Here is a 23,801-nt window from a genome sequence, read left to right as displayed (position 1 = left end):
TAGTTTTAGTATTTGTCTTGTATTACCAGAATACTAAGGTGCCATTAAAGCCAGCATAAAGTACGTCTTCTGCAATTTGCATAACGGTGTCAAAACCACCAAAAAGCCCTGCGGTCAGGCCACCAACCAGGCCAGCAATACCGCCGACAATGGCACCACCTAGAGCACCAATCAGACCGAAGCCTAACATACCGCCGGTATTTCCGCCGATGGCAGCACCTGTCGCCATACCGCCAAGTGTTCCGCCTACGCCACCAACAATCAGGCCTGCTCCAGCCTGAAAGAGGTTGTTGGCAAGGGAGATAATTGCGCTCTGGGTAGAACTAAAGTCCCAGGTATAGCCAGTACCCCACCCTGGGGTATCAGCAGCACCAGAGACATAACCCATTTCCATGATAGATAATTCTTTCATTTATTATTTCCTTTATGAGTTAAATGTAATCTCCGTTTTTCAGAGCCGGAGAAACGCTCCCTATAGCTATAGCTAATATAAATATTATTAGTACAGATATTCGTTTTCTGATGGCAGAGGAATGGACACTATCAGCAAATTATCTGCCATAAAATTTCCGCACAAATTAAGTGGTCCTGTATTCTCATGCAATGTGAATTAATAATTCATATTAAAAATTCATCACAAAACAAAACCCTCAACAATAGATGAGGGTTTTGTTATTACAGTTGCTTATCAATCCTGATCGATGGTTACCGTCATGCCCGTATTTGCCGTTCCTGGGCCGATATTGCCAACAGTGGTTGCAGCCTTATATCTGGCAGTCATTGGTAATGTGAGCTCCTTGTTACTTACGCTTGAACTGGTGTAAGTATAATCAGAAGAGAATTTAAGTAGGGTATTATTATTATCCCGGACCTCAACACCTACGTTCTGGGCTGCATTTGCGACTGTGGAATCAACATCCATAAAGCCGTCACTTGCACCAGACGTCATTCGCTCGAAGGAAATCTTCACCGGCGCATCGGTTGGGATGCCATCGGGGCAGTTAATCACCAGTTTGAAGTTTTTCACCGGACCGTAGCCGCCACTATTAAAATCGCTCTTACTGATAGTCCCCATCTGTACTGTCTGGTTACGGTTTGAGTTACTTAAGGTACAACTTTTCGCCGTCCACCCTCCGGCAGGCCCATTGGCAATGTTAATTTCATAAAATTGCTTGGCACCGACAGAAGTGGCACGTGAATTAACCTTAGCAGTGACCAGCGTACCTGTTTTAAATTTTCCTTTATTAACAGTAGGAATTTCACCCGTTTTGATAATTTCTATTTTTACCGTACCGGTGGCATTGCTACCGCTCCATGAACCCATGGCAGGGCTTTGAGTGTAGGGGGCATACTGTGAACGATAGACAATGTCCGTAACACGGATGCCGATACCGGTTAGCCCTGTTTCATAAACTCCTGAAATAGCAGATTCTGTACTAAAATTAGATCCCATCGTTGACCCATACCACAGCGCCTGCGTTCCACAGTTAAAGGCGGCGGGATAATTTCGGGTATTTACCTGCTGTACTTTTAATACACTGCCTACTGGCGCATCGGGATCGATTTTAAGTGAATTAATAGTGATATTCACCTTATTGGCTGAAACAGAGCAGTCTGCCGCCTGAGCCTTGCCGATAGCCAGAGACGTAGCCGCGAGCAACAGGCTTATATGCAATATATTTTTTCTAGTAACTCTCATGCTCAATATCCTTTTATCGCATCCGATTAGCGGCAGACCGCTTGAGACTGTGTTATCCCTGCGTTCTGCGCAGCAGTTTGTAATGAGAATGCAGCAGTACACATTTGGGTCGATTTTTTACCCCACTGTACTTTCAACGAGCCAGTCTCTTGAAGTCCGGTTAGGTATACCATGCCATTATCGTTAACAATACTGCTATAATTTTCCTGCGCAGGGTCAGATACCGTGGCACCGAAAGGTAAAGGATTATTTAAAGTATCAACCAATCTAATTATTGCTCTTAATCCAACATTACCGCTAAAGTTTGCTCTGGATATGGCACCGCGGGTGGGGACAACTTTTTGACTTGTAATATCCATATCGACGTTGTCTGCAAAAGTTTCACTATCCAACATAACTTCATTATAACGATAAGGCGTCAGATACGGGACAATCGCATAGCCGCGGAAATCTGTTTTCACACCGGTTTCATTTAATATCCGGGTGTCTGTCACTCCTGGTGCTTTAACCAGGGCTGCAGTATCGCCTAATTGTTGGCCAAATGTTAATCCGTTCTCATGAAGAACAACGCTGCCTGATGCGCCATAGTTTACGCGCTGCGCATTGTGATCATAGTCATAGCTGCCAAAAACTTCTCCATAGGTTCCGCTATAATCCATACCGGCGCTGCCACTAGCATATTGTTCATTATCATAAGATTGCTGAACGTTCCAGCTTAAATTGTTATCAGCCAGGGTGGTGCCATTTAGCCCAACACTGTTAGTTGTTGAGCCTGGATTCCCTGTATTCATTGAGTATGTGACCCAGGTATTTGGTAACAAACTGCTAAATGGCAGACTTAAGGTTAGTGAAAATAATTTATCACTGTCGTAGTGTCGATTTGAGTCACCATTGATTTGTGAGGATCTATTGTATGAATAATTAAGTGAATAATTAACCAGTTTCCATGTATTGTTATAACCTACACTAAGTGAAGTATTCCGGCGATCTTCATTCCAGTAATCTTCAACTACACCATTGAGCGTTAATGATCCCAGTGAGCGTCCCATATTCTGGCTAATTGTCGCTTCTGTTCTATTGCGAACACGGTCGTATGAATAACTACCGCTATTGCGATAGCTGTTTAGCACATCATCTAACGTATTATAACCAGACGTTGAGTAGCGATAGCCTGCAATGGATAAGTTTGTCCCGATATCGGTTAAGTTTTTACTATAGCGTATGCGCCAGGACTGACCCGATGTTTTATCCTGATTTTTTAATGTTGACCACGCTTGCGTGACATCGACGGATACCGCACCAAAATCACCCATATTTTGTCCAATACCGACCGCAACAGACTGGTATTTTGAGGATGACTGAAAGCCTCCAAACGTGGTGGCACCATACGGTAAACCATAGCTGGCTGTGGCTTGTGTAAATGGAGTCTCGTCAACGGCACCATCGTAGGGGCGATATTGTCCAGAAGTGATACTGTATTTCAGACTGCCTTCACGACGCAGAACTGGCAGGGAAGCGTAAGGTACAACGAACTCTTGCCGACTACCATCTGATTCCTCTACGGTAACATAGAGGTCGCCACTACCACCGGTAGAGTACATATCAGAAATTTCAAAAGCCCCGGGACGCACATAGGATTGGTAGATTAAATATCCGTTTTGCTTAATTAATACTTTAGCATTTGTTCTGGCTATCCCGCGGACAACAGGAGCATATCCCTGAATACTATCGGCATCCATTTGGTCATCAGTAGCTAACTGAGCACCTGTAAAAGGCACACTATCAAAAATGTCTGCATTAGATGAGCTTTCGCCCATTGTTAATACGCTTTTAATTGTTGGAATATTGCGTTCTACATAGGTATAAACAGTATCCCAGTCTCCTGAGCTTGAATCACTGTCAGACTTGTTCCATGTGGTATAATTCCTCAAGCGCCACGGGCCCAGGTTGAGGCCTGGTTGCATGTTGAGATTATAGTTCTCTGTGTCGCTGATATTGGACCGGCGCGCGTAGCTGTTAGAACCGTTGAACTGATAATTCATCAACAAAGCAGTGATACCATCATCAAACTGGTCCGGGGATACATAACCACGAATAGCAGGACTCAGTGCGGCCTGTGGCAAGTTAAATCTTAATGTTTGCGTATTGAAAATAAATTCGTAAGTCGCTTCAGGAATCACAGAGATATCTGCACATCCGAGCGTGTTATCAATTAAGTTTGGAAATGAATCGGTTCTGATACCAAAAGCACGAAAATCTTTTACGCTTAAACATGGCTGGAGAGTGCTACTGTCCTTACCGCTGGAATTTGTTTTAGTGGTAAATTCAACATCACGGGTATCAATAAACGCATCATTAACAATGATATCAACACGATATTTACCGGGAGATTGCGAGTTTTCGTGCTCAAAAGCTGAGAGGTCTGGCACGCGATCCGAACCGTTCATACCGTTCAAAAATGCCGGGTTGAAAAAGTCTCGCGCAATGACATTTGAGCTCAAGCAAGTAAGACAGGCACTCATCAACGCAAGAGAATAGGTGGTGTATCTAAATTTAACAACCATCGCATAATCCTTTATATTAGCGAGTATCGCTTTATTTTTTTCCGTCTATGCACTTTTATAATGTGGTTTTATGTTCCGGCCCTATACCGCCTTGGTCGTTTATGATTTTCCAGATTACGGTCCCGCTTGATACGCCATTGGGGAGTGCATATTCATTACTTGAGAATGGCGCGAGTAATAGCGCATCCTTTACCAAGGAGTTATTAACTTTTACAGTAGAAAAATTCATATAGTAACCTGTAGGGTTTATGACTTTGAGTTTTCCTCCAGTTATTTGCCAGGTCAACTTTGTTGTAACATTTTCTGGTGTGTCATCGGCAAGTGCTTTTGGCCGATAAAATAGTTTCATCCGATTACGTACAGCGATTTGCAAAGTATTTTGCTTCGCATCTTCATCTGTCGCTGCCGGGATGGAGGTTACGTTAAAGTAAAAGAGAGATTCTCGATCTGCCGGCATCGCACTGCTTGCGTTGAAGATACGTAAAACACTCTTTTGTTGTGCATCAAGCCGGAAAAGTGGCGGCGTGATCATAAAATAACCGGCAGATGATTCAATGCTTCCTTTCTCAAGAAAGGTTTTTATCAAATACGGAAAGTTCTCTTTATTCTCGACTGTTATGTTTATCTCTTTTTTACCTTCCGGATAAACAAGACGAGTACCGCCAATCACAACTCCCGCTTGAGCGTTTGTAATATTAAAGATAACCGTTACTATTGACAGGAAAAATGATAGAAAAATACGCATAATTTTCTCTGCTTAAAAAGAGGATGTGCTCCCATTTATGGGAGCACAAATTACGTCTTAACTACTATTAATAGTTAATGGTAAAGGTAGCGCTAGAGTTTGCAGTACCAGCAGAGATGGTGGTTTCACGCTGGATATAAGCTGCTTTGAAGTTCAGCTCGGTAGAGCTACCGGTACCTACGTTCAGAGTGAACGGCTCAGACGGCTCACCCAGCTTCAGCGCATTGCCGCTTGGGTTAGACAGCAGGATCGCAACTCCAGACGCTGTGGAACCGCTGTCCAATGCCAGGTAGCTGTTATCGCCATTATAATAAGCGCCATCAAACTTCAGAGTTGCCTGAGTCGGAGTACCCGCTGGGCATTCGGTCAGGAAAATCTTCACATTAGTAGAGCCAGCGCCTTGTGCCGCAGTTGAACCTACGCCAGAGAAGCTGCTTACAGGTACAATGCCCAGATCAACGGTTTCGTTGCTGCCGCCAGTCAGGCTACCGATGTGCGTTTCGCAGGAAGCATCGGTGATAGTACCGGTGAACTGAACAGTACCATCAGCTGCCAGTGCATTGCAGGAGATGATTGACGCAGCTACGAATGCAGCGAGAAGCTTAGCATTTTTTTTCATTTTACAAGTCCATATAAATATAAAGTTACTTAGTCCTGCATAGATACCGATAATTAATTATTATCATGTGAATGACATATCATTTATTGATAATTTTGATAAATGTTTGAGGTGTGCTCGATATTTATCAATGCAATTGCCGGCTCTATGATATCGCTTGCCATAGCGAACCATGGGAAAGCGGGAGTAATTTAAAAGCATGGTGCAAAAAATGCTTGTGAATTCTTTATGAAATGCCTCTGAATTTAATGCTTTTATAGTAGATTGAGATGCTGCCATTATTTGAGGTGAATTTAATCTGAAAATGCGGGGGCTAAACAAGATAACTGTCGCATATTGATTTATCTCCTGTATTCTGTGTGGCGCCGGTCAATGTGAACTAAACTCGTTCCTTTTTGAAATGATAATGTTCATAGACCATGTTGGCTGAACTAATTAGAATTTATTATGGATAATGGTTTTTCGTGGGGCAGGGATATGGATAACGCTGCGTTATTTAATGGGTGTATGATTAATCATGAAGTTATCTTTAATGCAAATATGAATGAGCTGCGGCCGCTTTCAGGTGACGGAGAGTGTGTCAGCCTCAATGCGCCCACTGCCAGATGCTTGCTGTTACTCTTGCAGAATAGCGGTAAAGTGATTTCGCGGGATGAATTTCTGGCTGCTGTTTGGGAAACCCGGGGAGTGGTGGTGTCACAAAATACGTTCTATCAAAATATCTCTTTGCTGCGAAAATCATTGCTCAAAGCGGGGTTGTCGGCGGATATCATTATCACCGTCAGGCAAAAAGGGTTTAGCGTCGCGCCAGATACCCTGATCATCCCTCTCTCTGATGAAGAGTGCGAGAATATGAATCGGGCGACATTAACGCATTATCAAAATAATAAGGTTGCCGACGTTACTGCCGAGAGCAAAGGTCATTCTGACGATCACGTAGTTATTCCATTAACAGAAAGCTTAGCGATTCAGGGCAATGAGTTGATAGAGAATAAAGTGGAGATACCAGAAAAACAATCGGAACGATTACAGGTAACTTTTAAAATGCCCACCTGGTTAATCGCGCTGATTGTAGTGATGATTGTGATTAATATCGTGGTGCTGGTGGTGCTTCACCGTTAGCTTGTCGCAATAGGGGGTTATCACGTAATGCGATAGCTGACAGCTGACAGCTGACAGCTGATAGCTGTTTACCTAATCCTCTGGCAAGAAATGGCTTCACATGGTTTGTCTGCCAGAGCGTCCTGGCAGACAAGAGAATCTGACGTTTATCGCTGCTTCAGCCCTAAATCCAGCGGCGTCTTGCTGGGTTCCCCGCCGATCTCGCGCGCCAGCTTCGGCACCATGTAGCCGGAGATGAGGGTCAATAGTTCACGCATGATTTCACGGGCTTCATCATCGCTAACCATGAAGTGCGCCGCCCCTTGCACCCGATCCAGCACGTGCAGGTAGTAGGGCATTACCCCGGCGTCAAACAGCGCATTGCTGAGGTCGGCCAGGGTTTGCGCGTTGTCGTTCACCCCGCGCAGCAGCACGCTCTGGTTGAGCAACGTGACGCCCGCCTGACGCAGCATGGCCATCGCCGCGCGGAACTCATCGTCAATTTCATTGGCGTGGTTGACGTGGTTAACCAGGATTACCTGCAGCGACGAACGCTGGAAGCGGCTGGCCAGCGTCTCGGTGATGCGCGCCGGGATCACAATTGGCAGGCGGCTGTGAATACGCAGACGCTTAACGTGCGGAATAGCTTCCAGCTGGGTCATCAGCCAGTCAAGCTCATGGTCCTTTGCCATCAGCGGGTCGCCGCCGGAGAAGATGATTTCATCAAGCTGCGGATGCGCTGCGATGTAGTCCATTGCCGTCTGCCAGTTGCGCCTGGTGCCCTGATTTTCGGCGTATGGGAAGTGGCGGCGGAAGCAGTAACGACAATTTACCGCACAACCGCCTTTCACCAGTAGCAGTGCCCGGTTGTGATATTTGTGCAACAAGCCGGGCACCACGCTGTGCTGTTCTTCCAGCGGATCGGTGGAGTATCCGGGGGCGACGATAAACTCTTCCTCGGCGGTAAGTACCTGACGAAGCAGCGGATCGTTAGGGTTGCCTTTCTCCATGCGGGCGATAAACGCGCGCGGGACGCGCAGCGGGAACAGGCGTCTGGCCTCGCGTCCGGCCAGCAGTTTTTCATCAGCGTCTACATTTAAAAGACGCAGCAGTTCATCAGGACTGGTCACAACATTGGCAAGTTGCGTTATCCAATCTTCTCTGGATGGGGTATTTAGGGTTACAATATGCGCCATTTTGTGGCTTAGCTACCAGTTAAACAATTTCAGAGGGCCTTATGGCGACTTACTATAGCAACGATTTTCGTGCTGGTCTTAAAATCATGTTAGATGGCGAACCTTATGCGGTAGAAGCCAGCGAATTCGTTAAACCAGGTAAAGGCCAGGCGTTTGCGCGCGTTAAACTGCGCCGCCTGCTGACTGGCACCCGTGTTGAGAAAACCTTCAAATCTACCGATTCGGCAGAAGGCGCGGACGTTGTCGATATGAACCTGACTTACCTGTACAACGACGGTGAGTTCTGGCACTTCATGAACAACGAAACTTTCGAACAGCTGTCTGCTGACGCGAAAGCGATCGGTGACAACGCTAAATGGCTGCTGGATCAAGCTGAGTGCATCGTGACCCTGTGGAACGGCCAGCCGATCGCGGTCACCCCGCCGAACTTCGTTGAGCTGGAAATCATTGAAACCGATCCAGGTCTGAAAGGCGACACCGCGGGTACTGGCGGTAAACCAGCGACCCTGTCTACTGGCGCCGTGGTTAAAGTTCCGCTGTTCGTCCAGATTGGCGAAGTGATCAAAGTGGATACTCGCTCTGGCGAATACGTATCCCGCGTGAAATAATTTCGCGCCATGTTGACTGGCGCAGCCTCCGTGCTGCGCCGCTCTTTACGCACAGGTACGACGAACACGAGACATGAAGCGCAGCGTAAAACTTCTGGTGTTACTGTTTCTGAGCAGCGCGTTACTGGCTGGCTGCAACACCGCCCGCGGAGTGGGTGAAGATATTCAGGGCCTGGGCCACGCCATCTCTCACGCCGTGAGCTAAATTTCCTTCCGTTTTGCTAGTGGCGGTTGCCTCCTGGCGCGCCAGCTTCCTCCACGAATATTCCTTTTCTCTTAAAAATCGCAAAGATCCCTTCATCTGTGGACGGTTTGTCTATGCTTATAGGGCATGAAAACAAAACTGACACTAAGGATGACATTATGGTGAAAAAAACGATTGCAGCGTTCTTTACGGTTTTGGTCCTCTCTTCAGCACTGACTGCTTGTAACACTACGCGCGGAGTGGGTCAGGATATTTCAGAAGGCGGCAGCGCAATCTCTGGTGCGGCAACCAAAGCTCAGCAATAACGCCGTCGACGGTACGGTTTTACGCCGTACCGTTCTTCACTTCCCCCATCCTGTTGGATATACTCACTGCGACTTTTCATCCACCTTACGGGACGACCCGTAAGCGTTTCTCATCCGGGGACGGCCCCAGCAAAGGAGCCTTATGTCCTGGATAGTCTTATTTATCGCTGGTCTGCTGGAAGTGGTATGGGCCGTCGGCCTGAAATATACCCATGGCTTTAGCCGACTGGTTCCCAGCGTCATCACCATCGTGGCGATGGTCGTCAGCATGGCGCTGCTTTCGTGGGCGATGAAAACCCTGCCGGTGGGAACTGCTTACGCCGTCTGGACCGGAATCGGCGCTGTGGGCGCCGCCGTGACCGGTATTGTGCTGTTGGGTGAATCCGCCAGCGCTATGCGTATCGCCAGTCTCGCCTGCATCGTGGTCGGCATCATTGGCCTGAAGATTAGCGCGCACTAGTTGTAGCGCTGATTGACCCAGATCAGTTTGCTGACATCAAAGCCCTGCCGGGTAGCAATATCCAGCATCTGCTGCCTGACCTCCGGAGCGATGGTCGGTGCCCGCGCCAGTAACCAGAGATAGTCGCGATCGGGTCCGCAGACCAGCGCGTAACGATACTCCTTATCCAGGGCAATGACGTTATAGCTGCCGTAGAAAGGGCCGAAGAAGGAGATCTTCAGCGCGGCGCGGCTGGGCTCGCCGGTAAAGTACGCCACTCCATCCGTTTTCTGCCACATACCGCGGTCGGGGTTATAGCCTTTATTGACCACGTCCAGGCCGCCGTCATCGCGTGGGTGCCAGGCGATCGTGACCTTTTCCAGCCCGCTTTCAAAAGGGTGGTCAAAGCGGGCGATTTCATACCAGGTACCCAGATAGCGCTGAACGTCGAAGGGACTGACCACGGTGACGCCCGGCGGTGGGGTGGGCGTGCTGCAGGCGACAGACAGGAACGAGACGGCAATCGCGGTGATTATCGGCAGGATACGCATGGCATGCTCCTTGCTGGCTTTTAAGCTAAGTGTAGAGTCCAGCAGGGAAAAGGCGGCAAGATTTTTACATGAAGCGAGCCCGGTAGCAGAAATGCGACCGGGCTCTTGCAGGATCAGATAAACAGTACGCCAACGAGGGTGATGACGCTGAGGATTGCCGCCAGGCCGTAGAAGACCCACTTACCGTTGGGTACATGGATTTTCAGGTCGTGCATGGCGTGGTGAATACGGTGTAGACCGCACCACAGCGGCAGAACAATCATCAGAAAGATGAATGCGCGGCCGATAAAGCTTTGGGCAAAAGCCAGCACGCGCTCATAGCTGAAGGCGTCGGCCGGGGCGAGCCCCAGCGGCAGCAAGATGCCGACCAGCAGCACCATCACCGGCGCGACGATCGCGCCCCACATGCCGCCTGCGCCAAACAGCCCCCAGAATACGGGTTCATCGGAACGTTTCGGATTGGGATTAATCATCTCAGCCTCCTTACCAGAACAGGGCCACAAACAGGATCACCACAGTGACCACCGCCGTTACCACCCAGAGCCCTTTAATGACCGGCTCTGGCCCCATTTTTTCGCCTTTGATGATGACGTTGGCGGCTTTCGGCGCCAGCTCAAACCAGGTTTTGGTGTGCAGCAGCGCCGCCGCCAGGGTAATCAGATTGAGGATCACCACCACCGGGTTTTGCAGGAATCCGATATATCCCGCCCAGCTTTCGGCGCCGTGCTTGAGGGCAAACAGCCCGTAAATCAGCACAATGCTAAACCATACTGTCGGTACCGCTGTCCCTTCCCGCACCATGTAGAAGCGATAAAACGGCAGCTTTTTCCACCAGGTGGAGGTCATTGGCCGCACGTAGGGTTTGCGTTTCGTCGTCATAATGCACTCCTTAGCGTGGTTTCAGGGTGGCGATAAGAAAGTCTTTCGAGCTTTCCACCTTGCCCTGCTGGATCGCGGCCGCCGGGTCGACGTGCTTCGGACACACTTCCGAGCAGTAGCCCACGAAAGTACAGGTCCAGACGCCGTTCTGGCCGTTAAGCTGCGCCATACGTTCCTTTTTGCCGTGGTCGCGGCTGTCTTCGTTGTAGCGGTGGGCGAGGGTGATCGCCGCCGGGCCGATAAATTCCGGATTCAGGCCGAACTGCGGGCAGGCGGCATAGCACAGCCCGCAGTTGATGCAGCCGGAGAACTGATGGTATTTGGCCATCTGGGCTGGCGTCTGCTTGTTTGGCCCCTGGTCCGGCGTGCGGTTATTGCCGATGATATACGGCTTAATGGCCTCCAGACTTTCGATAAAGTGGGTCATATCCACCACCAGATCGCGTTCGATCGGGAAGTTGGCCAGCGCCTCAACTTTGATGCCTTTGGTGTAATCGCGCAGGAACGTTTTACAGGCCAGCTTCGGCACTTTGTTGACCATCATGCCGCAGGAGCCGCAGATCGCCATCCGGCAGGACCAGCGGTAGCTCAGGTCTGGCGCCAGGTTGTCTTTGATGTAGCCCAGGGCGTCCAGCAGCGAGGTCTGCTCATCATAGGGCACGTCATAGAATGCGCTATGCGGTGCGGTGTCGACCTCCGGGTTGTAGCGCACCACTTCGACTTTCAGGTTTTTCATCTCAGCCATGGGTGGTCTCCTTCTTCTCAGCCGCTTCCGCTTCGGCGCCATAGACACGTTTTGCCGGTGGCAGCGTGGTGATCTTCACGTCGCCATATTCCAGACGGGTGGTGCCATCGGCCTCGCGGAAGGCGAGGGTGTGCTTGAGGAAGTTGACGTCGTCGCGCTCGGTACAGCCCTCATCCAGACGCTGGTGCGCACCGCGCGATTCTTTTCGGGCGATGGCCGAGTGCGCCATACATTCGGCAACGTTCAGGCCGTGTCCCAGTTCAATGGTGTACAGCAGGTCGGTGTTGAACACGCTGGAGTTGTCGGTAATGCGCACGCGCTTGAAGCGCTCCTGCAGCTCAGCCAGCTTATCGATAGTTTTCTGCATCAGCTCCGGCGTACGGTAGATGCCGCAGCCTTCCTCCATCGACAGCCCCATTTCGTCGCGGATTTTCGCCCAGTTTTCGTTACCTTCCTGGTTCACGAGATTTTTCAGCCGTTGCTCTACATCGGCGGCCTGTGCATCTAGTGCGGCACTATTTGCCTCAGTCGTCTGTGCGGCGCGCTGCATAGCCTGTTCCCCGGCCAGGCGGCCGAAGACCACCAGCTCGGCCAGCGAGTTGGAACCCAGACGGTTGGCGCCGTGCAGACCGACGGACGAGCATTCGCCCACGGCAAACAGCCCTTTGATCCGGGTTTCACACTGCTGATCGGTTTCGATACCGCCCATGGTGTAGTGCGCGGTCGGGCGCACCGGGATCGGCTCTTTCACCGGGTCGACGCCGACGTAGGCTTTCGCCAGTTCACAGATAAACGGCAGACGCTCCAGCAGTTTTTTCTCGCCGAGGTGGCGGAGATCGAGGTAGACCACGTCGCCGCGCGGCGTCGGGATGGTGTTCCCTTTCCGCCATTCGTGCCAGAAGGCCTGGGACACTTTGTCGCGTGGACCCAGCTCCATATATTTGTTCTTCGGTTCGCCGAGCGGGGTTTCCGGGCCCATGCCGTAATCCTGCAGGTAGCGATAGCCGTTTTTGTTGACCAGAATCCCGCCTTCACCGCGGCAGCCTTCGGTCATCAGGATCCCGGAGCCCGGCAGGCCGGTCGGGTGATACTGAACAAATTCCATATCGCGCAGCGGCACGCCATGGCCCAGCGCCATACCCATACCATCACCAGTAACGATGCCGCCGTTGGTGTTGTAACGATAGACGCGCCCGGCGCCGCCGGTAGCCAGCACGACCGCGTTAGCGCGGATCTGCACCAGGGTGCCTTCCATCATATTCATCGCTACCAGGCCGCGGGCCTGCCCGTCATCGACCAGCAGGTCAAGGACGAAATGTTCATCAAAGCGCTGAATTTGGGGAAACTGAAGGGAGGTCTGGAAGAGAGTATGCAGCATGTGGAAGCCGGTTTTATCGGCGGCAAACCAGGTGCGTTCGATTTTCATCCCACCGAAGCGCCGGACGTTGACGCTGCCGTCGGGGCGGCGGCTCCACGGGCATCCCCACTGTTCCAGCTGGGTCATTTCCGTTGGGCAGTGATGAACGAAATAGTCGACGACATCCTGCTCGCACAGCCAGTCGCCTCCGGCGACGGTGTCGTGAAAATGGTACTCAAAGCTATCGTGATCCTGGGCAACGGCTGCGGACCCCCCTTCTGCAGCGACCGTATGGCTGCGCATCGGATAGACTTTAGAAATCAGGGCGATTTTGGCATTGGGGTTGGCCTGGGCGGCGGCGATAGCGGCGCGTAGGCCTGCTCCGCCAGCACCAATTACGGCGAGATCGGCTTGAAAAGTTTGCACGACATTCCTCCAGTTTTAGTGTATTTCGCCGCCGGGCTGGCGAAAAAGTATCACTGCTCCTTTATAGGTACAGGAGTATAGCCGTAGGGTCAGTAAGGAAAATTGACGTGTTCGATTTTTTTATCGATATGTGCGGTTATTTATCAGTGATATTTATGCATTCAGGTTAACGATAGATTAATGGCATGTAATCTGCCGGGGATTGCACAAAATTTGTTTCACTCGCCGGTTGCGAGTAGACTTCGTGCCCTTAATTTGCAATCGGAGAAAGTACCATGAGCGAGACGGCAACCTGGCAGCCGAGCGCACCCATTCCCAATCTGTTGAAACGCGCGGCGGTGATGGCGGAAATCCGCCGTTTCTTTACCGATCGCGGCGTGCTGGAGGTGGAGACGCCTTGCATGAGTCAGGCGACGGTAACGGATATTCATTTGTTCCCGTTCGAAACCCGTTTCGTCGGCCCGGGCCATTCACAGGGACTCAATCTGTACCTGATGACCAGTCCGGAATACCATATGAAGCGCCTGCTGGCGGCGGGCTGCGGTCCGGTTTTCCAGTTGTGTCGCAGCTTTCGTAATGAAGAGATGGGCCGGCATCACAACCCGGAATTCACCATGCTGGAGTGGTATCGTCCGTGCTATGACATGTATCGCCTGATCAACGAGGTGGACGACCTGCTGCAGCAGGTTCTGGAGTGTCAGCCAGCGGAAAGCCTCTCCTATCAGCAGGCGTTCCAGCGTCATCTGGATATTGATCCGCTCTCTGCTGATAAAACGCAGTTGCGTGAAGTCGCGGCGAAGCTGGATTTAAGCAATATCGCCGATACTGAAGAAGATCGCGACACGCTGCTGCAACTGTTGTTCACCATGGGCGTGGAGCCGCACATCGGTAAAGATCGGCCGACGTTTATCTATCATTTCCCGGCCACCCAGGCCTCGTTAGCGCAGATCAGCCCGGAAGATCATCGGGTCGCTGAGCGCTTCGAGGTTTACTACAAAGGTATTGAGCTGGCGAATGGTTTCCACGAGCTGACCGATGCCCGCGAACAGCGTCTGCGATTCGAGCAGGACAACCGCAAACGCGCCGCGCGCGGCCTTCCGCAGCAGCCTATCGATAACAACCTGCTGGCGGCACTAGAGGCGGGCCTGCCGGACTGCTCCGGCGTGGCGCTGGGCGTTGACCGTGTGGTGATGCTGGCGCTGGGTGCCGAAAGCATCGGCGAGGTGATCGCCTTTACGGTCGACCGCGCCTGATGGCGCTGTCACCTCCTGCCGCCTTAGAGCGGGGGAGGTGACAGACCCGCCCTGACCGATCCTCCCTCACGCTATCCCGGTTTTCGCCCGAATACCCACAATCTCCTTCCGTGCTTTTGCTACTATCCGCGCTCATTTTTTGAGGCCAGGCGTTGCCTGTTGGGTGATGCCCTCGTTTGGATAGATTTATGCATCAACAATTCAAGAAGATGAGCCTGATTGGGCTGATTCTGATGATCTTCACTTCGGTGTTTGGCTTTGCCAACAGCCCGTCGGCGTTTTATCTGATGGGCTACAGTGCGATGCCGTTTTATCTTTTTTCCGCCCTCTTTTTCTTTATTCCGTTCGCGCTGATGATGGCGGAGATGGGCTCGGCTTATCGTCGCGAAGAGGGCGGGATCTATTCCTGGATGAACCACAGCGTCGGGCCGCGCTTTGCTTTCATCGGCACCTTTATGTGGTTTGCGTCGTACGTGGTGTGGATGGTGAGTACGGCGGCTAAAATTTGGGTGCCGTTATCCACCTTTTTGTTTGGCGCGGACAAAACCCAGACCTGGGCGCTGGCTAGCCTGACCCCGACGCAGACGGTGGGCATTCTGGCAGCCTGCTGGATGGGTGTCGTGACCTTTATTGCCGTCAAAGGGATCAATAAAATCGCCAAAATCACCGCCGTCGGCGGCATCGCGGTGATGGGGCTTAACCTGGTGCTACTGCTGGTGAGCGGGGCGATCCTCCTGCTCAACGGCGGCCATTTCGCCCAACCGTTAAACTTCACCTTTTCACCTAATCCCGGGTATCAGTCGGGCATGGCGATGCTGTCGTTTGTGGTATTTGCCATCTTTGCCTATGGCGGAATTGAGGCGGTCGGCGGCTTAGTGGATAAGACTGATAAGCCGGAAAAGAACTTTGCCAAAGGGATTATCATCGCGGCGATCGTTATCTCGGTCGGTTACTCGCTGGCGATTGTGCTGTGGGGCGTGAGCGCCAACTGGCAGCAGGTGCTTGGCGCGCGTTCGACCAACCTCGGCAACATCACCTATGTGCTGATGACCAGCCTTGGGACGACGCTCGGCCAGGCTCTGCACCTGACGCCAGAGTCGGCGGCCCTGACCGGAGTCTGGTTCGCCCGTATTACGGGCCTGTCGATGTTTCTCGCTTACACCGGCGCGTTCTTCACCCTCAGCTATTCTCCCCTGAAAGCGATTATCCAGGGCACGCCAAAAGCGCTCTGGCCGTCGGTGATGACCCGTCTCAACGTCAACGGCATGCCCGCCGCGGCGATGTGGCTGCAGTGTCTGCTGGTCGGGGTGTTTATCGTACTGGTATCGTTCGGTGGGGATAGCGCTTCCGCGTTTTATAACAAGCTGACGCTGATGGCCAATGTCTCCATGACCTTGCCCTATCTATTCCTGACCATCGCCTTCCCGTTCTTCAAGGCGAAAACGCATCTTGACCGACCGTTCGTGATTTTCAAAAACCGTTCGTCGACGCTGCTGGCGACCGGCGTGGTGTTGCTGGTGGTGACTTTCGCCAATATCTTCACCATTATCCAACCCGTCATCGACAGCGGGGACTGGAACAGTACCCTGTGGATGGTCGGTGGACCGATCTTCTTCTCACTGCTGGCGCTGGGGATCTACGAAAGCTACCGTCGGCGCATGGCGTCCGGCGCGCTGGTGATGGAGAGTTAAAGAACCTGCCCGGCGGTGCAGCCGGGCAGGGGATGGTTTACAGGCTACCAGCCGTACGGCGGCTGGTTTTTCCGGCCGAGGTCATGGTTTTACTGCTTTGCCTGCCGTCGATACTTTCCAAACGCATCTGGAACGGAGGGAACGGCATATCAATGCCATGTTCGCGGAAGCCCGCCAGGATCAGCTGATGCATCTCATGGCGCAGCGGCATGCGATGCCCCATCTCCGCGGCAAAAATACGCAGCTCGAAAATCTGGATCCCCTGCTGCAGGTCGACGAGAAACGCCTCCGGCGCCGGGGTATCGATGACCAGCGAGCAGCGATGCGCCGCGGCAATGAGAATTTTCGTGACCTCGTCGGTATCGGCGTCCACGGGGGCCGGCACTGTCAGCACCACGCGGGTGACTGAGTCCGACAGCGACCAGTTGATAAACTGTTCGGTGATGAACGCCTTGTTCGGCACGATAATCTCTTTCCGGTCCCAGTCACTGATGGTGGTCGCACGGGTATTAATGCGGGTGACGCTGCCCGTCAGGTCGCGAATGGTGACTGTATCGCCGATGCGGATCGGCTTCTCAAACAGGATAATCAGGCCGGAGATAAAGTTGGCGAAGATCTCCTGCAGGCCAAACCCGAGACCCACACCCAGCGCGGCGACCAGCCACTGCAGCTTCGACCACTCAATACCGATCATCGAGAAGCCCACCAGCCCGCCGACGAGCATCAGCAGATATTTGGTGATGGTGGTGATGGCGTAGCCGGTGCCGGGCGTTAAATCGAGATGCTGGAGGATCGCCAGTTCCAGCAGCGCGGGCAGGTTGCGCACCAGCTGAGTGGTGATGATCAGCACCAGAATGGCAATCAACACCGCGCCAAGCGTGATCGGCTCAAGGCTTTCCACCCCTTGTACCGTCGAGGTCACGTCCCACAGCGAGATATTCTCAAGGAAGCCAAACGCCGAATGAATTTCCGACCACAGCACGATGACCGACAGCAGCGCGATCAGCATCAGCAGGGAACGCACAAGCCGCAGCGACTGGGTACTGATGGCATCGAGATCGACCTCGCTGACCTCCGTCTCCACCGACCCCTCCGGACTGCTGAGGTGAACGGGCTCATCTTCGCCGCGGGCGCGCTGGGCGAGAATTTCCGCGCGACGGTGGCGGGCCCGGTCGAAGGCCAGCCGGCGGCGCTGGATCAGCATCCAGCGGCGGATGATGTGATAGACCACCAGCAGCAGGAACCAGATGGCGACCGAGGTTTCCAGACGCGCAAGCAGCGCCTGGGCGGTGGCGAGGTAGCCGACGGCGGCCGCCAGCATGGCCACCAGCGGGGCGCCAAGCATCAGGTTCCACAGCAGGCGGTTCACCATATTGTCGCCATTCCCCTCTTTATCCAGATAGAGCGGAATACCGGCGTGCTTAAGGCTCAGGGTAACCACCGCCAGCGCGCCGCAGATCAACAGGAAGCACAGGCGGCCCAGCGAAGCGGAGAACTCGCGGTCGTTAAGATTATCAAACATGATCAGCGCCATAATCAGCGGCACAATCAGCCCGATGCTCATCAGGTAGTAGCGCATCGCCTTCGCCACGCGGTTACGCGGCCAGCCGAAGTGGGCGATAAACAGCCCGTTTGGCCGGGCGAAGGTGGCGCAGATCATCACCACCCACAGCAAAGGCACGGTCGCCGTGACCCCATCGCCTATCGCCACCGCCAGCGGGAAGGGCCAGGCGGACTGCAGGCCATAGCCGAGCGTCATCCACAGCACCGGCAGCGGCGAGGCCACCAGTATCGACCAGAAGACCGTGCGCAGCGTCAGCCAGAAGTGATCCTGGGTGACTTTCCCCACCCGGGCGCTGGAGCGCTCAAGGAAGCGGGTGAAATGGCGTCGGGAGCTGATGCTAAAGCCAACCAGCAGCAGGGCGGCAAACAGCGGCAGCAAGGTCTCTTTGCTGGTGAGCATCATCGCGCTGGCTTTGCCCAGCTCGCTGATGGTATCCAGGGAGATCAGACGCCGTAGATCCTGGACAATCTCCAGCGGCCAGGAGAAGCCGATGGGGCTGACGTCCGAAGTCCAGAACAGATAGCGGTGGGTCGCTTCGTTGATCTCTTTCAGCGCGTCTTCCAGCTGGCCGTTGGCGACCTTCAGCTTAGTGAGCTCCAGCATCAGAGTATCGCCGCCGCGCAGCAGCGAGTTCAGCAGCTCGTTCTGCGTGCGCAGCTGCGCCTGCAGGATCTTGTTCTGCTCGCTGGTCAGCGGTTGGCCGTCGGCCTGACGGATCTGCCGCAGCTGTGGTTGCTTACTGAGTAAATCTTCAAAGCGCAGACGCTGCACGCGCAACTGTGCCATTTCCGTATCCAGCTGCTGTGGGCGAGGGCGTTCCGGCAGTCGCGCCACCTGGGCGCGTAAGGCTTCACCCAGCAGGTTGGAAGAGCCCAGCCACTGCGATTGCTCGCGCAGGGTGTTTAACGCCTGGCGCACCTGCAGCGTTTGATTCGTCGCCTGCCGCTGCTGGGAGGCCACCAGATCCATGCGCTGCGCCTGCTGGTTCAGCGCCTGGGAGAGCTCCCGGTTGACCTTGAACTGCGCGGTGATGTCCGGCGGCAGGTTTTCACTGTTCTCCGCCAGCAGTTCGGTGCTCTCCAGCGCCTTTTCCGCCTCCCGCTGGCGCTGGCTGTTCTGTAAATTGCGCAGCGCCTGCAGATAGGCATCCAGTTGTTCGCTCTGCTTTTGCGCCAGCTCGGAACGGGCGCGCGACAGCTCCTGGCGGTTGTTGGCGGAAAGCTGGGCGAGGTCGAGTTCATCCACCAGCGCCTTCAGGCGCGCCGATTCCGCCTGCAGGGCAAGATTTTGCGCCTGGGCGAGAGCATTGTTGCCGGTTTGCGTGCCGATGCGGCGCTCAACCTCATTGAGCTGACGACGGGCATCGGTTTGCTGTTGCGGCAGCTGGTTCAGGGAGTCGGCGATTTCACGCGCGCGATCCTGCTCCTGCTGCGCCTGGCGGCTCGATTCCAGCAGCTGGCTGCTGACCTGCAGGATCTCCTGGTTCAGCGCATCGGCGGTCAGGCCGGTTGGCACCTGGCGCGGTTCTTCGCTCAGATTGTTGAGCTGGGAGCGCAGGCTTTGAAACAGTTTGGGGAAATTATCGATAACGTCCTGATACTGACGGGCGCGCTCGAGGGACGATTTTTGCTCCTCAAGCGCGTTCAGCGCGGACTGCAGAACTTCAACGGTTTCAGGCTGGGCGGGCTTTGCCGCCTTCGCCTGTTCCAGTTCCTGGGTTATCTGTTTAGCATCCGGGGCTGTCGCAGCGTACGCCCCGAAACTGAGGCTCAAGGCCAACAGGAAAGTGTATATCAGGCGCACGGCATAACCCTTTTTGCTGAAGAATTAACCTTGGTCTTGTGTATCGTCAACCAGCGGGCTGGCGCGGTGTTCGGCGCGGATCTCTTCTTCCGGTAACGGCGCGGGTTCAGCAGCGGTGCTGGCTTCCACGGCGGTCGCCAGCGGTTGGCCGATTTTAGTCACGGACAGGCTTTGCAGCGAGTCGACCAGCTTCACCTGGCCCGGGGCAAACAGGTTGATCACGGTGGAACCCAGTTTGAAGCGGCCCATCTCCTGGCCTTTCAGCAGGGCGACGGAGCCTTCGCTGTCGCCAGCGGGCCAGGTCCAGCGTTTAATAATGCCTTCGCGCGGCGGGGTCACGGTGCCGGACCACACGGTCTCGATGCTGCCGACGATAGTCGCGCCCACCAGAATTTGCGCCATTGGGCCAAACTCAGTATCAAACAGGCAGATGACGCGCTCGTTACGGGCGAACAGGTTAGGCACATTCTGCGCCGTCAGATGGTTAACCGAGAACAGGTCGCCAGGGACGTAGATCATTTCGCGCAGGATGCCGTTGCACGGCATGTGCACGCGGTGATAGTCGCGCGGCGACAGATAGGTGGTGGCGAAGCTGCCGTTACGGAACAGGTCGGCCATTTGATAGTTGCCGGCCAGCAGGGCTTCCAGGCTGTAGTCATGACCTTTGGCCTGCAGGATTTTATCGTCTTCAATGGCGCCAAGCTGGCTGATCACGCCGTCTGCCGGCATCACCAGCACGTTGGGATCGGTATTCAGCGGGCGAACGTCGTCGCGCAGCGGACGCACAAAGAAATCGTTGAAGGTGCGATAAGCCGCGGTATCCGGCTTCTGCGCCTCTTTCATATCGACCTTGTAGTATTTCACGAACAGATCGATGACCAGTTTCGTCAACCAACCTGCGCGTTTGCTCGCACCCCAGCCTGCGAGGCGGGTGAGCCACAGTTTAGGCAGAATGTATTGCAGTGAAAGTTTAAGATCGTTTAACAAAGTAGCCTCCAGGCCATGATATGTCGTTCCTGACCCCGCCCGCGGGCGGGGTCCTGAAAAAAGGGGACGATTCTATACGTAAACCTCGCCAAATGGCATCCGCGTTAGTCGCAGTTTGACCGCGTCCTGGCAGAGCCTGACGTGATGCTCAGCTTAATGATCAGTCATCGGACGAGGAAAAGTTTTTACGCGTTTTTACCTGTACCTGCTCCATGCTTTCGAGGATGCGGTGGTAGTTCTCAAAACGGCTTTCGGCGATCTTGCCGTTCTCTACCGCTTCGCGAAGCGCACAGCCAGGATCGTTATCGTGTTTACAGTCGCGGTATTTGCAATGGCCTAAATAATCATGGAATTCGACAAAGCCATGGGTGATTTGTTCCGCTTCCAGATGCCAGAGGCCAAATTCACGAACGCCCGGCGAATCAATCACATCGCCGCCGTGCGGGAAGTGGTAGAGGCGCGCCGCGGTGGTGGTGTGCTGGCCTAAGCCGGAAACGTCCGAGACATCATTGGTGAGGATCTGATCCTCATTCAGCCCCAGCAGGGCATTCAGCAGACTCGATTTACCGACCCCGGACTGCCCGGCGAAAATGCTGATGCGGTCGGTCAGGGCCGCTTCCAGCGGCTTGAGACCGTCCTGAGTCCGGCTGGAGACCATGAGCACGCGGTAGCCGATATTGCGGTAGATGTCCATTTGCTCATTGACGAAGCGCAGGCCATCGTCATCCAGCAGATCGATTTTATTCAGGACGATCAACGGCTCGATATCCTGCGCCTCGCAGGCCACCAGATAGCGATCGATAATATTCAGCGACAGTTCAGGCAGGATCGCGGAAACCACCACGATCTGATCGATATTGGCGGCGATAGGCTTCACGCCGTCGTAAAAATCCGGACGCGTCAGGACGGAGGCGCGCTCGTGCACCGCTTCGACGATCCCTTTGACGTTTACGCCGTCGGCGGCGTCTTTACCCGGCCGCCAGACCACGCGGTCGCCGGTGACCAGCGAACGGATTGTCCGGCGAATGTTGCAGCGATGGACGCTACCGTCAGCGGATTCGACGTCGGCATGCATACCAAAGCGACTGATGACAATGCCTTCCGACGTTTCGCCAAACAGGTTGTCATCGTAGTCGGCCTTCTCCGCAGTGGTTTTCAGGCGGCGCTGGTGGTTGGCGTTGACGCGGCGCTGCTGGCCTTTGGAGAGTTTATTTTTACTCAATCGAACTGGCTCCTGGTCGCCCTGATGGGGCAAAACCTCTATGATACACGCTATTTTAGATGAATATAGTCACGCAAGAAGGGTGGAAAATAGCATGAGTGCAAATGAAAACAACCTCATTTGGATCGATCTTGAGATGACAGGGCTGGATCCGGAGCGCGATCGCATTATCGAAATCGCCACCCTGGTGACCGATGCCAACCTGAACATTTTGGCTGAAGGGCCGACTATCGCCGTGCATCAGTCGGATGCTCAGCTGGCATTAATGGACGAGTGGAATGTGCGGACGCATACCGGCAGCGGACTGGTGGATCGCGTGAAGGCCAGCGCCGTCAGCGAGCACGATGCCGAACTGGCGACCATTGAGTTTCTTAAGCAGTGGGTGCCGGCAGGCAAGTCGCCGATCTGCGGCAACAGCATCGGCCAGGATCGTCGCTTCCTGTTTAAGTACATGCCGCAACTGGAAGCCTATTTCCACTACCGCTATCTGGACGTCAGCACGCTGAAAGAGCTGGCTCGCCGCTGGAAGCCGGAAATTCTCGACGGCTTTAAAAAGCAGGGCACCCATCAGGCGATGGACGATATCCGCGAGTCGGTTGCCGAGCTGGCCTACTATCGCGAGCATTTCATTAAGCTGTAAACCAATACCGGGCCTGGTGCGGCCCGGTACATCTTTCTGATTATTTAAACCACTTTTGCTGCATCTGCTGGAAGTCAGGCGTCGCCATGACCGCGGTCAGGGCATCGTTGATGGCATTCAGCAACTCCGGATCGTCTTTGCGCACCGCAATCGCATACTGCTTACCGTAATAAGCCGGGTCGGTGGCCCGCTCATCCATGATGGCGTAGTCAGGGTTCTCTTGTTGCCAGGCGTCAAGGGTGGCGAAGTCGCTCATGACGCCGGTTATTTCGCCGGCTTTCAGCGCGGCTAAAGCGCTGGCGACGTCGTCGTAAGGGATCGCCTGCACGGCCTTCTGCTTATTGCGCAGATAGTGCTGGTGCAGCGTGCCTTTCACCACGCCGATTTTTTTGGCTTTCAGATCGGCAAAGGTATGGGCGACATCTTTATTGACGATCACCACCCCGGAGAGGGCCTGTCGATAGGGGCGGCTAAAGGCGACCTGCTTCTCGCGCATTGGGATCACTTCCATACCGGCAATCACCGCATCAAACTTCTTAAAGCGCAATGCCGGGATCAGGGTATCGAAACGCTGCGCCGTAAACTGGCACTGCGCCTGCATCTGCTGGCACAGGGCGTGAGCGAGATCGATATCGAAGCCGACGGGCTGATTTTTGCCGTTGGCGGTGACAAACGGCGGATTGGCCGTGGTAGTGCCAAAATGGAGCGTCTCGGCTGACGCGGTTCCGATGGCCAGCGTGCTCAGCAGCAGGACGGTGAGGACTTTTCTCATGCTAATTCCCTGTTTGGCGTCGTGGTGGCCACGTTATACGTCGCGCCACCGCACTATGATGCGAGCGATTTTGCGTCATTCAGCCGGGCGGAAAAAGCAATTTTGCCCGTTATGACGCTTATTTATACAATTCAGCGGCGTAGGTGGCGAGAAAATGTCCATTTAAACAAAAAACGCAAAAAAGTGATCGTCAGGGGGTTGCAGGGGCATCGAATTCTCGTATAATGCGCCTCCCGTAACGACGCAGAAATGCAAATTACGACGCCATCAAAATATGGCAAAAAAAGCAGTAACGCGGGAATAGCTCAGTTGGTAGAGCACGACCTTGCCAAGGTCGGGGTCGCGAGTTCGAGTCTCGTTTCCCGCTCCAAAATTTGAAAGCACCATCCTGATCACAGGGTTTCAACTCGCAGATGCGAGGCGAAAGCCG

The 23,801-nt window shown here is 53.7% G+C and carries 23 protein-coding genes and 1 tRNA gene; 9 read left to right on the top strand and 15 right to left on the bottom strand.

The annotated features are described in order from the left end of the window. Positions 1–22: 22 nt before the first annotated feature. The 5 genes from FHW76_RS21110 to FHW76_RS21090 all read right to left on the bottom strand — a co-directional run bounded on the left by FHW76_RS21110 (position 23) and on the right by FHW76_RS21090 (position 5,627). Positions 23–412 (bottom strand): hypothetical protein, encoded by a 390-nt coding sequence (locus FHW76_RS21110; RefSeq protein WP_032731758.1) that lies wholly within the window; start codon positions 410–412, stop codon positions 23–25. A 276-nt stretch (positions 413–688) separates the two neighbouring features. Beyond that, positions 689–1,699: a fimbrial protein gene (locus FHW76_RS21105; RefSeq protein WP_032731760.1), complete on the bottom strand. Its 1,011-nt coding sequence runs from the start codon at positions 1,697–1,699 to the stop codon at positions 689–691. Positions 1,700–1,725: 26 nt separating this feature from the next. Beyond that, complete coding sequence (locus tag FHW76_RS21100) at positions 1,726–4,263, bottom strand: fimbria/pilus outer membrane usher protein (protein WP_183476969.1); 2,538 nt, start codon at positions 4,261–4,263, stop codon at positions 1,726–1,728. A gap of 55 nt (positions 4,264–4,318) precedes the next feature. Next, complete coding sequence (locus tag FHW76_RS21095) at positions 4,319–5,008, bottom strand: molecular chaperone (RefSeq protein ID WP_022064651.1); 690 nt, start codon at positions 5,006–5,008, stop codon at positions 4,319–4,321. Between the two features lie 67 nt (positions 5,009–5,075). After that, on the bottom strand, positions 5,076–5,627 hold the full coding sequence (locus tag FHW76_RS21090; RefSeq protein WP_022064650.1) for a fimbrial protein: 552 nt from the start codon (positions 5,625–5,627) through the stop codon (positions 5,076–5,078). Between the two features lie 477 nt (positions 5,628–6,104). On the opposite strand from FHW76_RS21090, the gene FHW76_RS21085 reads away from it, so the two are divergent. Then, a complete protein-coding gene (locus tag FHW76_RS21085; RefSeq protein ID WP_022064649.1) occupies positions 6,105–6,749 on the top strand; it encodes a winged helix-turn-helix domain-containing protein in 645 nt (214 codons plus the stop codon). Positions 6,750–6,895: 146 nt separating this feature from the next. Here FHW76_RS21085 and epmB read toward each other — a convergent pair whose 3' ends face one another. Then, positions 6,896–7,924 carry an EF-P beta-lysylation protein EpmB gene (gene epmB / locus FHW76_RS21080; protein WP_008807210.1) on the bottom strand — a complete coding sequence of 343 codons (1,029 nt, stop codon included), beginning with the start codon at positions 7,922–7,924 and terminating at the stop codon, positions 6,896–6,898. Positions 7,925–7,965: 41 nt separating this feature from the next. Here epmB and efp point away from each other — a divergent pair, with 41 nt between their 5' ends. The 4 genes from efp (at position 7,966) to sugE (ending at position 9,502) form a co-directional block, all read left to right on the top strand. Next, positions 7,966–8,532 (top strand): elongation factor P, encoded by a 567-nt coding sequence (efp, locus tag FHW76_RS21075; RefSeq protein WP_002885506.1) that lies wholly within the window; start codon positions 7,966–7,968, stop codon positions 8,530–8,532. A gap of 73 nt (positions 8,533–8,605) precedes the next feature. Continuing rightward, entirely contained in the window at positions 8,606–8,737 is a 132-nt protein-coding gene (locus FHW76_RS21070; RefSeq protein ID WP_002885511.1) for an entericidin A/B family lipoprotein, read from the top strand. Between the two features lie 158 nt (positions 8,738–8,895). Then, positions 8,896–9,042, top strand: a complete 147-nt coding sequence (ecnB, locus tag FHW76_RS21065; RefSeq protein ID WP_004206423.1) for a lipoprotein toxin entericidin B — start codon at positions 8,896–8,898, stop codon at positions 9,040–9,042. Positions 9,043–9,184: 142 nt separating this feature from the next. Next, entirely contained in the window at positions 9,185–9,502 is a 318-nt protein-coding gene (gene sugE / locus FHW76_RS21060; RefSeq protein WP_008807209.1) for a quaternary ammonium compound efflux SMR transporter SugE, read from the top strand. Here sugE and FHW76_RS21055 read toward each other — a convergent pair. From FHW76_RS21055 to frdA, 5 genes are all read right to left on the bottom strand, one after another. After that, a complete protein-coding gene (locus FHW76_RS21055; protein WP_008807208.1) occupies positions 9,499–10,032 on the bottom strand; it encodes a lipocalin family protein in 534 nt (177 codons plus the stop codon). The genes sugE and FHW76_RS21055 overlap by 4 nt on opposite strands. 113 nt (positions 10,033–10,145) lie before the next feature. Continuing rightward, positions 10,146–10,505 carry a fumarate reductase subunit FrdD gene (gene frdD / locus FHW76_RS21050; protein WP_002885526.1) on the bottom strand — a complete coding sequence of 120 codons (360 nt, stop codon included), beginning with the start codon at positions 10,503–10,505 and terminating at the stop codon, positions 10,146–10,148. A 10-nt stretch (positions 10,506–10,515) separates the two neighbouring features. Beyond that, positions 10,516–10,911 (bottom strand): fumarate reductase subunit FrdC, encoded by a 396-nt coding sequence (gene frdC, locus FHW76_RS21045; protein WP_002885530.1) that lies wholly within the window; start codon positions 10,909–10,911, stop codon positions 10,516–10,518. A 10-nt stretch (positions 10,912–10,921) separates the two neighbouring features. After that, positions 10,922–11,656, bottom strand: a complete 735-nt coding sequence (frdB, locus tag FHW76_RS21040; protein WP_004177729.1) for a fumarate reductase iron-sulfur protein — start codon at positions 11,654–11,656, stop codon at positions 10,922–10,924. After that, positions 11,649–13,439, bottom strand: a complete 1,791-nt coding sequence (gene frdA / locus FHW76_RS21035; protein ID WP_008807207.1) for a fumarate reductase (quinol) flavoprotein subunit — start codon at positions 13,437–13,439, stop codon at positions 11,649–11,651. The genes frdB and frdA overlap by 8 nt, the downstream gene beginning before the upstream one ends. Positions 13,440–13,714: 275 nt before the next feature. On the opposite strand from frdA, the gene epmA reads away from it, so the two are divergent. Next, entirely contained in the window at positions 13,715–14,692 is a 978-nt protein-coding gene (epmA, locus tag FHW76_RS21030; RefSeq protein ID WP_008807206.1) for an elongation factor P--(R)-beta-lysine ligase, read from the top strand. Between the two features lie 188 nt (positions 14,693–14,880). After that, a complete protein-coding gene (yjeM, locus tag FHW76_RS21025; protein WP_016160143.1) occupies positions 14,881–16,383 on the top strand; it encodes a glutamate/gamma-aminobutyrate family transporter YjeM in 1,503 nt (500 codons plus the stop codon). A gap of 37 nt (positions 16,384–16,420) precedes the next feature. On the opposite strand, the gene mscM is transcribed toward yjeM, so the two are convergent. The 3 genes from mscM to rsgA form a co-directional block, all read right to left on the bottom strand. Further along, entirely contained in the window at positions 16,421–19,750 is a 3,330-nt protein-coding gene (mscM, locus tag FHW76_RS21020) for a miniconductance mechanosensitive channel MscM (protein ID WP_032731763.1), read from the bottom strand. Positions 19,751–19,774: 24 nt separating this feature from the next. Beyond that, positions 19,775–20,737 carry an archaetidylserine decarboxylase gene (asd, locus tag FHW76_RS21015; protein ID WP_012969117.1) on the bottom strand — a complete coding sequence of 321 codons (963 nt, stop codon included), beginning with the start codon at positions 20,735–20,737 and terminating at the stop codon, positions 19,775–19,777. A gap of 160 nt (positions 20,738–20,897) precedes the next feature. Continuing rightward, positions 20,898–21,959, bottom strand: a complete 1,062-nt coding sequence (gene rsgA / locus FHW76_RS21010) for a small ribosomal subunit biogenesis GTPase RsgA (RefSeq protein ID WP_008807202.1) — start codon at positions 21,957–21,959, stop codon at positions 20,898–20,900. A 94-nt stretch (positions 21,960–22,053) separates the two neighbouring features. On the opposite strand from rsgA, the gene orn reads away from it, so the two are divergent. After that, complete coding sequence (gene orn, locus FHW76_RS21005; protein ID WP_004206435.1) at positions 22,054–22,599, top strand: oligoribonuclease; 546 nt, start codon at positions 22,054–22,056, stop codon at positions 22,597–22,599. A 40-nt stretch (positions 22,600–22,639) separates the two neighbouring features. Here the strand turns inward: orn and FHW76_RS21000 are convergent, their stop codons facing one another. Beyond that, positions 22,640–23,371, bottom strand: coding sequence for a transporter substrate-binding domain-containing protein (locus FHW76_RS21000; protein WP_032731766.1), 732 nt, complete (start codon positions 23,369–23,371; stop codon positions 22,640–22,642). Positions 23,372–23,665: 294 nt separating this feature from the next. Between FHW76_RS21000 and FHW76_RS20995 the strand changes: the two genes are divergently transcribed. Beyond that, positions 23,666–23,741: transfer RNA gene (locus tag FHW76_RS20995), tRNA-Gly, on the top strand. The last annotated feature ends 60 nt before the right edge of the window (positions 23,742–23,801 follow it).

Source organism: Klebsiella sp. RC2, assembly GCF_014192815.1.
GTDB classification, from domain to species: Bacteria; Pseudomonadota; Gammaproteobacteria; order Enterobacterales; family Enterobacteriaceae; genus Klebsiella; species Klebsiella variicola.
Note: the sequence above shows the minus strand (reverse complement) of the source record. Positions and strands in the feature narration are given on the sequence as shown.